The 13,045-nt window shown below is 73.1% G+C and carries 11 protein-coding genes and 1 pseudogene; 2 read left to right on the top strand and 10 right to left on the bottom strand.

Annotated features, from left to right (window positions below; genetic code table 11):
* Positions 1–150: 150 nt before the first annotated feature.
* The 4 genes from LXT12_RS17700 to LXT12_RS17685 are packed head-to-tail and all read right to left on the bottom strand — an operon-like array spanning position 151 to position 4,538.
* Positions 151–708, bottom strand: a complete 558-nt coding sequence (locus tag LXT12_RS17700; RefSeq protein ID WP_233393606.1) for a DUF2894 domain-containing protein — start codon at positions 706–708, stop codon at positions 151–153.
* Positions 705–1,367: an OmpA family protein gene (locus LXT12_RS17695; RefSeq protein WP_233393605.1), complete on the bottom strand. Its 663-nt coding sequence runs from the start codon at positions 1,365–1,367 to the stop codon at positions 705–707. Before LXT12_RS17695 ends, LXT12_RS17700 begins: the two co-directional genes overlap by 4 nt.
* Positions 1,360–3,852, bottom strand: coding sequence for a hypothetical protein (locus tag LXT12_RS17690; RefSeq protein WP_233393604.1), 2,493 nt, complete (start codon positions 3,850–3,852; stop codon positions 1,360–1,362). The genes LXT12_RS17695 and LXT12_RS17690 overlap by 8 nt, the downstream gene beginning before the upstream one ends.
* A complete protein-coding gene (locus LXT12_RS17685) occupies positions 3,849–4,538 on the bottom strand; it encodes a DUF3348 family protein (protein WP_233393603.1) in 690 nt (229 codons plus the stop codon). Before LXT12_RS17685 ends, LXT12_RS17690 begins: the two co-directional genes overlap by 4 nt.
* A gap of 126 nt (positions 4,539–4,664) precedes the next feature.
* On the opposite strand from LXT12_RS17685, the gene dmeF reads away from it, so the two are divergent.
* Positions 4,665–5,621 carry a CDF family Co(II)/Ni(II) efflux transporter DmeF gene (dmeF, locus tag LXT12_RS17680; RefSeq protein WP_233393602.1) on the top strand — a complete coding sequence of 319 codons (957 nt, stop codon included), beginning with the start codon at positions 4,665–4,667 and terminating at the stop codon, positions 5,619–5,621.
* A 15-nt stretch (positions 5,622–5,636) separates the two neighbouring features.
* Here the strand turns inward: dmeF and LXT12_RS17675 are convergent, their stop codons facing one another.
* The 5 genes and pseudogenes from LXT12_RS17675 to LXT12_RS17655 form a co-directional block, all read right to left on the bottom strand.
* Complete coding sequence (locus tag LXT12_RS17675; RefSeq protein WP_233393601.1) at positions 5,637–7,745, bottom strand: phosphocholine-specific phospholipase C; 2,109 nt, start codon at positions 7,743–7,745, stop codon at positions 5,637–5,639.
* 72 nt (positions 7,746–7,817) lie between these two features.
* A pseudogene (locus tag LXT12_RS17670) lies at positions 7,818–9,407 on the bottom strand (oleate hydratase).
* A gap of 111 nt (positions 9,408–9,518) precedes the next feature.
* Positions 9,519–9,776, bottom strand: a complete 258-nt coding sequence (infA, locus tag LXT12_RS17665) for a translation initiation factor IF-1 (protein ID WP_233393600.1) — start codon at positions 9,774–9,776, stop codon at positions 9,519–9,521.
* Positions 9,777–9,824: 48 nt separating this feature from the next.
* Positions 9,825–10,061: a hypothetical protein gene (locus tag LXT12_RS17660; protein WP_233393599.1), complete on the bottom strand. Its 237-nt coding sequence runs from the start codon at positions 10,059–10,061 to the stop codon at positions 9,825–9,827.
* 37 nt (positions 10,062–10,098) lie between these two features.
* A complete protein-coding gene (locus tag LXT12_RS17655; protein WP_255763669.1) occupies positions 10,099–10,311 on the bottom strand; it encodes a cold-shock protein in 213 nt (70 codons plus the stop codon).
* A gap of 372 nt (positions 10,312–10,683) precedes the next feature.
* Between LXT12_RS17655 and LXT12_RS17650 the strand changes: the two genes are divergently transcribed.
* Positions 10,684–12,330: an acyl-CoA synthetase gene (locus LXT12_RS17650; RefSeq protein WP_233393598.1), complete on the top strand. Its 1,647-nt coding sequence runs from the start codon at positions 10,684–10,686 to the stop codon at positions 12,328–12,330.
* A 13-nt stretch (positions 12,331–12,343) separates the two neighbouring features.
* Here the strand turns inward: LXT12_RS17650 and trhA are convergent, their stop codons facing one another.
* Positions 12,344–13,015, bottom strand: a complete 672-nt coding sequence (gene trhA / locus LXT12_RS17645; protein WP_233393698.1) for a PAQR family membrane homeostasis protein TrhA — start codon at positions 13,013–13,015, stop codon at positions 12,344–12,346.
* Positions 13,016–13,045 lie beyond the last annotated feature (30 nt).

The raw sequence follows: 13,045 nt of genomic DNA, 5'->3' as shown, positions 1-13,045 counted from the left end.
CGGCAGGGACGGTCGAGGCCTCCAGACGAGGCGGATGCGCTAAACGAAACGCATGTTCGTTTTTTTGAAACGCCATTCCAATAAGGAATCGCCTGACCCGTTTTCAGGTGGCATGGCGGCGTGCTGCAGCGCAGCAACGCCCGGGCCTGCTCAGCGGCGCCGGGGGCTGGGCGTCTTGCTGGCGGCGGACCTGGCGCCTGCCTTGCGTGCAGGTTTGTCGGCGCCGCCCTCGGCGGCCTGCAGCGGCGCCAGCGCGGCCAGCATGTCGAGCTGGGTCAGCAGCTGCTGCAGGTAGCCGGGCGACAGCGTCTGCAGCTCCTGCAGCGCGCGGGCCACCAGCACCTGGCTGTTCAACGGCCCGAGGTGCTCGGGCACGGGCGCGCTGACTTCGGCCATGCGGCGCGTGAGCCGCAGCGCGCGCCAGGTGCGTTCGTGGGCGTGCACCTGGCGCAGCTCGGTGCCGGTGGCCTGCAGTTGCGCGACGAGCTCGGCCAGCGGCCGGGGTGCGGGCGAGCTGCGCGGCGCGGCCGGCGCCGTCGTGGGCGCTTCGGCGCGCGCGATCAGCCGGGCCACGAGGCGCTCGCGCAGAGCGCCCGACTGCGCCGCCGCCCGGCGGGCAAGGCCTTCCAGCACGCGCTGACGCACCGGGTCGGCCTCGGTGCGGGCCTGCACCCAGGCGAGCGGGTCGTGCAGGGCGTCGTGGTTCACGGGGCGGACGCTGCAGTGGCTGTCGCGTGGCGCGGCCGCGGCGTGGGCGCGATCTCCACGCGCCGGTTCAGCGCGCGGCCGGCCGCGTCGTCGTTGGAAGCCACCGGCTGCTGCGGCCCGAAGGCGGCGGCAAACACGGCGTCGGGCGGCAGGCCTTCGGCCATCAGCGCGCGGGCCACGGTGAGTGCGCGTTGGGCCGACAGCTCCCAGTTGTCCGCGAACTTCGGGGCGCCCTTGCCGGTGATGAGGCCGCGGTCATCGGTGAAGCCGCTGACCATCAGGATCTCGTCGCGCTGCGCGAGGTAGGTACGCAGCGGCGTGGCCAGGCTCTTGATGAGGGCCCGGCCGTCGGCATGCAGTTGGTCGGAGCCGATGGCGAACAGCACCGCCCCGCTGATGCCGATGCGGCCTTCCACGAGCGTGATGCGGCCGTCCGCCAGCGGGCCGGCCAGCGCCCGTTCCAGCGCCTCGCGCCGCGCCTGCTCGGCCTGGCGCTGGGCCACCTCGGCCTCCAGTTTGTTGGCGAGGTCCAGCTGCCCCACGAGCGCCGCAGCCAGCACCAGCACGAAGGCGCCGAGCACGCCGGCCATCAGGTCGCCGAAGGCCGCCCAGGCGGGCGTACCGACACCTTCCTGCTCGATCTCCAGCGGCTCATCCATGGGCGGCGGCCCCCTGCAACGCGTCCAGCACCTGCTTCTGCGAGCCCAGGCAGAGGTCGATCACCTCGCGCGCCTGCGCCACGTAGTAGCCGAGCTGCTCGTCGCTGCGCGCCATCGCGCCGGCCAGGCGCTCTTCCAGTGCGGCCAGGTGCTGCACGAGGTGGGTGTTCGCACCCTCGTACTGCGCCACGGCGGCGCCGAAGCCTTCGCCCAGGCTGCCCATCTCGGCGGCGCTGGCGGCGATGGTGGTGGCTGCCTCGGCCAGGGCCTGGCCGGTGGCGCCGGCCTGTTCGGTGAGGCGCTGGCCCAGCGCCTCGAGCTGCTGGGCCGAGCGGCCCACCAGCGTGTCCACCTGCGAGGCGGCGCCGGTGATCAGCGCATCCAGCGCCGCGCGCTGCTCGCCCGCGGCCTGCTGCAGCGAGGCCAGCAGCGTCGAAACCGTCTGCATCAGCTCGGCACGTTCGGCCAGCGCCGCGCGGTCCTGCGCCTGGCTCTGCGCCAGCTGCTCGCGCAGCGCGGCAACCACCTCGACGGCGGCGCGTGGCGCCTCGCCGGCCGCCTTGAGCAGCGCGCCGGCTTCGGTCAGCGTGCTGCGGGCCTGCGCCTCGGCCTGGGCGACGAGGTCGCGCGTGTGCGTCAGCAGCCCGTCGGCGAGCTGCTGCTGCTGGGCGAGCTGCGTGGCGCCGGCCGACTGCAGCTCGCTGCGCCAGGCGGCCAGGCGCTCGGCGTCGTGGCGGGCATGGGCGGTCTGCAGCTCGCCGTGCGCCTGGGCGATGGCGGCGATGGCGGCCTGGGTCTGGTCGTTGAAGCGGGCGGTCAGCTCGGCGAGCGCCGCCTGGGCGCGCTCGCCGCTGGTGGCCAGCAGCTGTTGCGCGGCGTCGCGCTGCGCGGCCAGCAGGCGTTCGTTGGCTTCGCGCTGCTCGGTCAGGGCCTGGGCTTCGGCGCGAGCCTCGGCGCGTCGCTGGGCGTCGAGCTCGCCTTGCAGGGCGGCGTGGCGGGTCTGCGTCTCGGCGATGCGGTCCAGCAGGTCCTGCGTCTGCGTGGCAAAGCCCGTGGTCAGCTCGGTCAGGGCGTTCTGGGCGCGCGCGCCGCTGTCGGCCAACAGCTGCTGGGCGGCCTCGCGTTGTGCCGCGAGCAGGCGTTCGTTGGCGCTGCGCTCCTCGGCCAGAGCCTGGCGCTCCGCCGCCAGCGCCATGCGCTGCAGGGCCTCGTGCTCGGCCTGGGCGGCCGCGCGCTGGGCGTTCTGTTCGGCCTGCGCCGCCTGCTGGCGGGCCTGGGCGTCGGCGATGCGATCCAGCAGACCCTGGGTCTGCGCGGCATGGCGCTCGGCCGTGGCCGCGAGGGCGGCAAGCAGCGCCTGCGCCTCGGCCGCACTGCGCTCGGCCAGCCGGTCCACGGCCTGCTGGGTGGCGGCCTGGGTGGCCGAGAGCTGCTGCAGGGCGGCGTCGCGCTGCTCGGCGAAGGCGGCGGCCTGGGCGGCCAGGGCGGCCTCGCCCTGCTCGGCGATGCGCGCCGCGCCCGCCTCGAAGCGGCCCGCCACGTGGCCGAGCTGCTCGGCCACCTGCGTGCCCACGCGCTCATGCAGGGCCGAGGCCTCGCGGGCGATGCCGGCCATCACGGCCTCGGCCGCCGGCTGGATGGCCGCACCCGCCAGGCGGGCGCTCTCGGTCAGGCTCTGGCGCAGCGTGGCGTCGACGCTGGTGGCCAGCGCCGTGAAGGCCTGGTGGGTCTCGCCGTGGAACTGGCGGTTCTGCGCGGCGAGCTGGTCGCCGATGTCGCGGGCGTAGGCCTGCAGCTGGGCCACGAGTTCGAGCTGCTGCTGGCGCGCGGCTTCGGTGGCTGCCGCGCGCGCGGCCTCCTCAGCCACGGCGCGGCGGTGCGCGGCGGTGAGCGGGCGCAGGCGCGCGAGCAGGGCCACGTCCAGCCGGCCCGACACGGCGGCGCGCTCGCGGCGCGCCAGGGCCACCATCAGGCCGAGCATGGCCGAGCCCGTCACGCCGGCCACGCTCGCGCTGAAGGCCAGGCCCAGGCCCTGCACCGGGGCGCCCAGCGCGTTGCGCAGCGCGGCGAGGTCGGCCGTCTGGCCCAGGGCCGAGGCCGTGCTGCTGAGCGTGATGACCAGGCCGATGAAGGTGCCCAGCATGCCCAGCAGCACGAGGAGCCCGGCCAGGGCCGGTGCCAGCGACAGCCCCGGCAGCGCCACGCGCAGCCCTTCCAGGCGCTGCTGCACGGCCGCGCGCACGGCGGCGGGCAAGGTGTCGACCCAGGTGTCGGTCGGCTCGGCGGCCAGCGCCGTGTCCAACTCGCGGCTGGCGCGCCGGAAGGCGCTCAACTCCACCACGCCCAGCGCGTAGAAGGCCGCGATCAGCAGCGTCATCGCCAGCGCCACCGGGTGGTGTCGGCTCGCGGCCAGCGCGGCACCTGCGATGCCGGCCAGGCCGGCGACCAGGGCGAAGGGGTAGAGGGCGTTCAGGAGACGGTTCATCGGGGGCGGTCGTCGTGCAGGGCCTCGATCAGGCCCAGCACCGGTTGAAGTCGGAGATCCAGCTCGGCCCGCAGCAGGCGCTGCAGGTCGGCCCACAGGCGGCGGCGCCAGCCGCGCGCGTCGGCGGCGTGATGGGCCTCGGCGCGCCGGCCGAGCAGGGCGGCCAGGCCGGCCAGCTGGCTGCGCTCCTGGGCCGCCAGGGCGCGCTCGAAGACGGCGTCCAGCTGGGCCAGGCGGGCCAGCGGCCCCGAGGCCTCGGCCAGGCGCGGCCGCAGCCGCTCGCGCAGGGTGGCGATGCGCGCCGCCATGGCGCGCTGCTGCTGGCTGTGGTGCAGGCGGAAGGGCGCCAGCAGGTCGGCCAGGGGCACCCCCTCGGGGGCCGGCTCGACGGCGTCGCGGGCCAGCTCGGCGTCGTCGAAGCCGGCGGCGGCCTCGGCCTGCAGCCGGTCCAGCGCGGCATGGGCCCAGTCCAGGGCTTCGCGGCGCGCGGCGGCGTCGGCCGCCGTGCCCGGCGCGGTGGTCAGCACCTGGGACAGGGCGATGGCATCCGCCCAGCCCAGCCAGCCGCCCAGGCGCTCGGGCACCGGGGCGGCGGCCACCGGCGCCACGCCCCATTGCAGCAGCAGCCGCGCCAGCGGCTCGGGTGCCGCGGCGGCTGCCGGTGTCTGCGGTGGGAGGGCTTGCATGCGGGCCGAAGCGGCGCCGGGCGGCGCGCGGGGAAAAAGGGCGAGAGTTTAGTGAACCCCGATGGCCAGGCGCCGGCGGGGGCACGGCGGCCGACAATGGCGCCGTCCCCCGAACCGGCCACTTCCATGCATACCCGCGACCTCACGCCCTGGCAGCACGAGCATGTCTTCGACAGCGGCAACGCTGCCGCCGAGCGCGGCACGCGGCTGGTGATGTGGATCACGGCGGCCACCATGGCCGTGGAGATCGCCGCGGGCTGGTTCTCCAACTCCATGGCGCTGCTGGCCGATGGCCTGCACATGAGCAGCCATGCGGTGGCCATCGGCCTGAGCGCCTTCGCCTACGCCACCGCGCGCCGCCATGCCCGGGACCCTCGCTACGCCTTCGGCACTTGGAAGATCGAGGTACTGGGCGGCTTCGCGAGCGCCGTCTTCCTGCTCGTCGTCGTGGCGCTGATGCTGTACGGCTCGGTCGAGCGGCTGCTGCAGCCGGCACCCATCCACTACCCCGAGGCCCTGGCCATCGCGGTGCTGGGCCTGCTCGTGAACCTGGGCTGCGCGGCCATCCTCGGGGCGGCCCACCACCACGGGCACGGGCACGGTCATTCGCATGACCACGACCACGGGCATGCCCATGGCCACGACCTCAACCTGAAATCCGCCTACCTCCACGTCGTGGCGGATGCGGCGACGTCGGTCGCTGCCATCGCGGCCCTGGCCGGCGGCTGGTGGCTGGGCTGGGCCTGGCTGGACCCGGTCATGGGCATCGCCGGCGCCGTCATCGTCGCCGTCTGGGCCAAGGGGCTGGTGGCCGAGACCAGCAAGGTGCTGCTGGACCGCGAGATGGACCACCCCGTCGTCGACGAGATCCGCGAGGTCGTCGCCGAACGCGGCGCCGCCACCGAGACGGCCATCGCCGACCTGCACGTCTGGCGCGTGGGCCGGTCCAGCTACGCCTGCGCGCTCAGCCTGGTCACGCATGCCGAGGCGCTCACGCCCGACGAGGTGCGCGCCTGGCTGTCGGTGCACGAGGAGATCGTGCACGCGACCATCGAGATCCACCGCTGCCGGGAGCCGGACTGAGCGGCCCGGCGGCGCTCAGCCTGCTCGCGTCGCCCCGCCCTGCCAGCTGCGCAGCTGGGCCGGTCCGTGCATGGCGGGGTCGTTCACCGAGGCGCTGCCGTTCTCCGCATGGCCGGCCGCGCGGCGGTGCCAGCCGGCCAGGCCCTCGCAGCGCACCGCCCAGTCGTACCAGCGGTGCTCGGGCAAGGGCAGCACCACCCGGGCTTCGCCGCCGGCGGCCACCTCGACGTGCCGTGGCGCGGCGCCGTAGGCCAGGTCGCGCAGTTCGAAGCGGTGGAGCCGGTCGCCCGGGTTGGTCAGCAGCCAGCTCAGCGAACGGCCGTCGCGGGCGACGTCGACGTCGGCCTGCGGCGCCGTGGCGCTGGCCGGGCCCATGGCGTGGCGGTGCCAGCCGCCGGGGCCGAGCAGCCAGAGGTCGTGGTCGCCGGCGGGGCCGGCGGGCCAGTCGGCCTCGAGCTGATCGCCCGGCGCGAGCGTGTAGCGGCGTGGCAGGGCGTCCAGGCGCAGCCGGTCCATGACGTGGAGCACGACGGCCCGGCCGGCGGCATTGGCCAGCTGGAGGCGCACGCCGCCGCCCGGCGCCGCGCGCAGGCGCGCCTCGGGCCGCAGGTCCAGGGCGCGCAGCCGGCGCATGCCGCGGTGCTGCGTCGGCACCGCGGGCGTGGCCGGCGGGAGGGGCTTGACCTGCTTGGGCAGGGCACGGGCCTGGCGGGCGAGCTTCTCGACGTCGGGCAGCAGGGCCGGCGGCGGCGTGGGCTCGCTGCCGCCGAAGTCGAAGGCGGCCGTGAGGTCGCCGCAGACGGCGCGGCGCCAGGGCGTGATGTGGGGCTCGGCCACGCCGAAGCGGGCCTCCAGGAAGCGCAGCACCGAGGTGTGGTCCAGCACTTCGGAGCACACCCAGCCGCCGCGGCTCCACGGCGAGACGACGAACATCGGCACCCGCGGGCCCAGGCCCAGGGGCCGGCCGAGCAGGGCGCGGTCCTGCGCCGTCTGGTGGCGGGCGGACAGGCGTTCCTGGTATTCGCCGTCGGTGGGCACGCCGCTGGCGCCGGCCAGGCCGCCTGTGCCGTCGCGCGAGGGCACGGCCGGCGGCAGCACGTGGTCGAACCAGCCGTCGTTCTCGTCGTAGTTGATGAACAGCACGGTGCGCGCCCAGACCTCGGGGTCGGCGGTGAGGGCGTCCAGCACCTTGGCGATGTAGCTGGCGCCCTGGGCAGGGCTTGAGGTGGCGGGGTGCTCCGAGCCCTCGGCCGTGCCGATGATCCAGCTCACGGCGGGCAGCCGGCCGGCCAGCACGTCGGCACGCAGGCGGTCCAGGCCGGCATCGGCCACGCCGCGCTCGCGCAGCTGCGGGTCATGGCCGGGGCGCTGGAAATGCGCGTCGCGGAAGACCTGGAAGCTCGCCAGCGAGTTGTCGTCGAAGTTGTCGTCCAACACCTGGTAGACCTGCCATGGCACGCCCGCGGCCTGCAGCCGCTCGGCATAGGTGGTCCAGCGGTAGGTCGGGCCGCTGCCGTCGGCCGGGCCGAAGCCTTCGAGGTCGTTGAAGAGGGCCGGGCCGCCGCCCTGGCCCTGGGGGTCGACGGTGCCGGTGTTGAGGTAGTAGCGGTTGGGGTGGGTGCCGCCCTGGAAACTGCAGTGGTAGGCGTCGCAGACGGTGAAGGCCTCGGCCAGGGCGACGTGGAAGGCGATGTCCTCCAGCCCGTAGTGCGCCAGGGCGTGGTCGTGCTTGTAGGCCGGCCAGCGGCTCATGCGGCCGTGGTCCCAGGCGAGCTGGGCGTCGGGCCAGGTGTGGGGGGTGCCGTGCAGGCGCATCAGCTCGGGATGGGCGCGCGTGTCGAGGCGGAAGGGCCGCAGCGGCGCCCCGCCCTGGGCGCGCGGCTGGGTCCAGACCGTGCCGCCGCCCGGCGTGGGCAGGGGGAAGGGATCGGCGAAGCCGCGCACGCCGGGCAGGCTGCCGAAGTAGTGGTCGAAGGAGCGGTTCTCCTGCATCAGCACCACGACGTGGGCCACGTCCTTGATGGTGCCGGTGACGCGTGCGGGCGCCACGGCCTGGGCGCGCTGGATGATGCCGAGCAGGCCGGCAGCACCGGCTTGGGCGAGGAACTGGCGGCGGTGGGACATCGCGGGCGGCGCGGAATCGAAAGGGCCGTCAGTACACCACGGCGCCGCCGCGCCGGCGCCTGGGACCGGCCCTCAGCTGAAGGCCGCCGCCAGCGCCTGCAGGCCCACCTGCGGGTCGTGCAGGCCCTGGTAGATGGGCGGGATGGGCTTGTCCACGCCAAAGAGGTGGTAGACGGCATGCATGGCGCAGTGCACCGAGTATTCGACGGTGTAGACCGTGTCGTCGGGCAACTCGACGTGCTGGCCCAGGAAGGCGAAGTTGGCCGCGCCCTCGGGCAGCACGCGCGGCCGGTCCGCCGGCTTGCGCGGCGCGAACATGGCCGAGGCGTAGGGCAGCATGACGGGCGTCACGTCGGTGCTGGCCAGCGCCACCGCCCGGATGTCGCCGAAGCCCAGGTGGTACAGCAGCTCGTCGAGGATCTCGCGCCCGCCGCACTGCGACATCGGCTTGGCGACGTGGTTGCCCGGCGCGTCGATGAAGAGGCCGTAGCCTCAGGCGGTATAGGTGTCCGGCGGCATGCCGGGAAAGTGCGGCTGGTACGGCACGACGAGGGACATCAGCCAGGCCGAGTCCACGAAGGTCATCAGCGCGCCGGTGCCGGGCTGGTTGCCGCTGAACTCGACGATGCGGTCCAGCAGGGCGCGGCCGTTCATCGTGAGGGTGAACGACTCCCACTTGTTGTCGTCGACATTGAAGAAGGTGTGCGGCCGGCCGAAGTCGTCGGCCTTGCGCGCCAGCGTCTCCCACAGCGACCAGGCACCGTCGCGTCGGTCGCGGACGAGGGGCGGCGCCTCGGTGTTGCTGCCGTAGGTGGCGTCGGCGGTGATGGAGCCGAGGGTCACGAGGCAGGCGTCGCCCGCGGCCAGCTCGATGGCCTGGCCGCCCTGGGCGGTGAGCACGTGCAGCCGCGTGGCGCGGCGGCGGGCGGGGTCGGCCTGGTCGAAGTCGATGTCGGTCACGCGGTGGCCGAAGCGCACGTCCACGCCCTGGCCGAGCAGCCAGCGCTGCAGCGGCACGGCGATGGAGTCGTACTGGTTGAAGGGTGTGCGGCGCACGCCGGCCAGGGTGTGCATGCGCGGGAACTCCTGCAGGAAGCGCAGGAAATAACGCCGCAGCTCGATGGCGCTGTGCCAGTTCTGGAAGGCGAAGGTGGTGCGCCACATCTGCCAGAAATGGCTGGCGAAGAAGTGCGGCGAGAAGAGTTCGTCGATGCGCCGCGCGCCCAGCATGGCCTCGGGCGTGGCCAGCAGCCGCGTGAGTTCGGCGCGGTCATGGCCGTCCAGGCCGTAGTGCCTGGCGTCGAGGATGCGCGCGCCGCGGCCGATCAGCCGCGCATGGGCTTCGGTGCGGACCTCGTCGTTGAAGGCGGTGATCTCCTGGCGCACCGACAGCCCGGGCCGCTCCAGCGAGGGGATGCTGTCGAGCAGGTTCCACAGGCACTGGTAGACCTCCTCGCAGAGCATGCGCCCGCCGCGGGTCACGAAGCCGGGCTGCGTGGGCGAGGCGCTGCCGTCGAGGCAGCCGCCGGCAAGGCCCAGTTCTTCGAGGATGTGGATGCGCCGCCCGGGCATGCCGGCGTCGCGGATCAGGAAGGCGGCCGCGGCCATCGAGGCGATGCCGCCGCCGACGAGCCAGACGTCGGCGTTCTTGGAGTCGAGCATGGGAGGGGTGCGGCGGGCCGCCGCATGACGTTCAATCGTGACGTCACTCTAGGCAGCGGGTGGCGACCGGCACTGACCTCGGTCAAGCCGCAGCCACAAACCTCCCTGGCGTCAGCGGCGCTGGGTGGCCGGCGCCGGGCCGGTGCGGCGTTCGAGATGGCGGAAGGTGATGCGGCCCTTGCTCAGGTCGTAGGGCGACATCTCCAGCGACACGTTGTCGCCGGCCAGGATGCGGATGTGGTGCTTGCGCATCTTGCCGCCGGTGTAGGCGATCACCTCGTGTCCGTTCGTCAGCGTCACGCGAAAGCGCGAGTCGGGCAGCACTTCATGGACGACGCCTTGCATTTCGATCAGTTCTTCCTTGGCCACTTGAATCTTTCTTGGTGAGGGGGACTGGAAACGCCGCCGGAAGCGGCATCAATGGCTGCGCGCCCACACCAGGCCTTCGGCCTTGGCGTAGCGCAGCGCGGCCCGCCGGCTGTGGAACTGCGGCGTGAACTGCATGATGCGGTCCACGCTGGCCATGCCCTGGCCGGAGCGGATGGACACCGAGGCGGCGAAGCCGCCCTCGTGATGAGGCAGGCTCATCGGCGAGATCTGATAACGCCCCGACTGGATGTTGTTGTTCTTGTTGTTCATGTTCTTCTTGTTCATGGCCGGGGCACGCGGCCCCGGGGTACTGCTTGCGCGCTTAGAGCGTGCGGATGTTCGAGGCCTGCGGGCCCTTGGCGCCCTGCGTGGACTCGAACTGGACCTTGGCGCCTTCGGCCAGCGTGCGGAAGCCGCCGCCGTTCTTGATTTCGCTGTGGTGGGCGAACAGATCCTTGCCGCCGTTGTCAGGCGAGATGAAGCCGAAGCCCTTGCCGTCGTCGAACCACTTGACCGTACCGGTTTCGATGCTCATGAGATTTCCTTGGAAAGAATGGGAATGGAGAAAACCCTCCGCGGGCGACATGCCTTGGCGGAGACAGAAACACTCAAGAACACTCACCGGGAGTTGCTGAAGCGAGCCGCTCGCGAGAACGGGCCAGGGGGTGGCCGGCGGGGCTGCAGATAAGACCTTGAGGAAACGGTCTTGCGCGAATCTATGGCTCGAATGTAACACGTCGCTCGATGGCGGTGTCAGGGCGCACGAGCCTGCCCCTACGCGTGCTGGGGTTGAACGTGACGTGCGACCGCTTGTCAGCGTCGGCGTAAGCCGCCGGCCCTAGGCTGACCGCCAAGGCGCCAACGTCGGCGCCCAGCCTTCGTCCCGTCACGCGCAGGAGTCCGCCCGATGACCCGCATCAGCCCCTACCAGATCGGCCTCGACAAGAACGCCGCCAACCACGTGCCCCTGTCGCCGTTGAGTTTCCTCGGCCGCGCGGCGGCCGTCTTTCCGGACCGCGTGGCCCTCGTCCACGGCGAACTGCGCCAGACCTGGCGCGAGACCGAGGCGCGCTGCCGCCGCCTGGCCAGCGCGCTGGCGGCCCACGGCGTGGGCCCGGGCGTGACCGTGGCGGCCATGCTGCCCAACACCCCGGCCATGTTCGAGGCCCACTACGGCGTGCCCATGGCGGGCGGCGTGCTCAACACCCTCAACACCCGGCTCGACGCCGAAGCCATCGCCTTCATGCTGGAGCATGGCGAAGCACGCGTGCTGCTGGTGGACCCGGAGTTCGCCGCCGTCGTCGGCCGCGCCCTGCAGGCCGTGGAGCCGCGCCACCGGCCCCTCGTCATCGACGTGCTCGACCCCGCCGCGCCCGAGGCGCCGCGCCTGGGCAACCTGACCTACGAGGAACTGCTCGCCCAGGGCGACCCCGCCGGTGCCTGGCAGCTGCCCGCCGACGAATGGGACGCCATCGCCCTGAACTACACCTCGGGCACCACCGGCAACCCCAAGGGCGTCGTCACCCACCACCGCGGTGCCTATCTCAACGCCGCCAACAACGTCATCGCCTGGCAGCTGCCCGACCACCCCGTCTACCTGTGGACGCTGCCGATGTTCCACTGCAACGGCTGGTGCTTCCCCTGGACCATGGCCCTCGTGGGCGGCACCAGCGTCTGCCTGCGCAGGGTCGACCCGGCCCTGGTGTGGCAGCTCATCCACGAGCAGGGCGTCACCCACCTGTGCGGCGCGCCCATCGTCTACGGCATGCTCATCAACGCGCCGGCCGAGGTGCGCGGCACGCTCGGTCGTGTCGTTCGCGGCCTCATCGCCGGGGCGCCGCCGCCGGCCGCCGTCATCGAGGGCTGCGAGGCCGCGGGCATCGACATCACCCACGTCTACGGCCTCACCGAGGTCTACGGCCCGGCGGCGGTGTGCGTGAAGCAGGAGGACTGGGAGGCGCTGCCGCCCGCCGAGCGCGCGCGGCTGAACGGCCGCCAGGGCGTGAGCTATCCGCTGCAGGAAGCCGTCACCGTGCTCGACCCCGAGACCCTGCAGCCCGTGCCGGCCGACGGCGAGACCCTGGGCGAGATCTGCTTCCGCGGCAACGTCGTCATGAAGGGCTATCTCAAGAATTCGCTGGCCACCGAGGAGGCCTTCGCCGGCGGCTGGTTCCACACCGGCGACCTCGCCGTCCTGCAGCCCGACGGCTACGTCAAGATCAAGGACCGCAGCAAGGACGTCATCATCTCGGGTGGCGAGAACATCAGCTCCGTCGAAGTGGAGGACGTGCTGCACCGCCACCCCGCCGTGATGATCGCCTCCGTCGTCGCCCTGCCCGACGCCAAGTGGGGCGAGGTGCCCTGCGCCTACGTCGAGCTCAAGCCGGGCGCCACCACCACCGAGGCCGAGATCATCGAGTTCTGCCGCGGCCAGCTGGCGCGCTTCAAGTGTCCCAAGCGCGTGGTCTTCGCCGAGCTGCCCAAGACCTCGACCGGCAAGATCCAGAAGTTCGTGCTGCGTGAGCGCGCCCGGTCGGCCAGCGCCATCGAGTGAGCCGCCGCGGCCTTCAGCCGTAGGCGTACCAGAGGGCGGCGAAGAAGTGGCAGACGCTGCCGCCCAGCACGAACAGATGCCACACGAAGTGGGCGTAACGCAGCCGGTTGTCAAGCAGGAAGACGACGGCGCCGAGCGTGTAGCTCAGCCCGCCGGCCACCAGCAGGGCGAGGCCCGGGCCGGGCATGCGCTCCACCAGCGGGCCCACGGCGAACACCACCACCCAGCCCATGGCCAGGTAGAGCAGCGTCGAGACGACGGGATGGCGCAGCCGGTTGAGCAGCTTGATGGTCACGCCGAAGGCCGCCGCGGCCCAGACGGCGACCAGCAGCGTCACGCCCGGGCCCGTGTGCAGCACGCCGAGGGTGAAGGGCGTGTAGCTGCCGGCGATGAAGACATAGATGGCCGCGTGGTCCAGCCGCACCAGCCAGGCCTTGACGCGGCCGTTGGCCAGCGAGGCCGGCAGGGCGTGGTAGAGCGTGGAGATGCCGTAGAGCAGGATGGCCGTGGCCGCGAAGATGGCCGCCGCGGCCACGTCCGCCGCGGCGCCGTGGTTCATGGCGCGGATCACCAGGATGGGCAGGGCCGCGATGGCCAGCGCGGCGCCCAGGCCGTGGCTGACGGCATTGGCGATCTCCTCGCCCAGGGTCTGGGGGCGGTCGGCGGCGGGGGTGGCGGGCAACATGGTCGTCTCGAACTGCTGACGGGAGATGCG

The organism is Pelomonas caseinilytica (assembly GCF_021353235.1).
GTDB classification, from domain to species: Bacteria; Pseudomonadota; Gammaproteobacteria; order Burkholderiales; family Burkholderiaceae_C; genus Pelomonas; species Pelomonas caseinilytica.
This window is presented reverse-complemented; position numbering and strand designations above follow the sequence as displayed.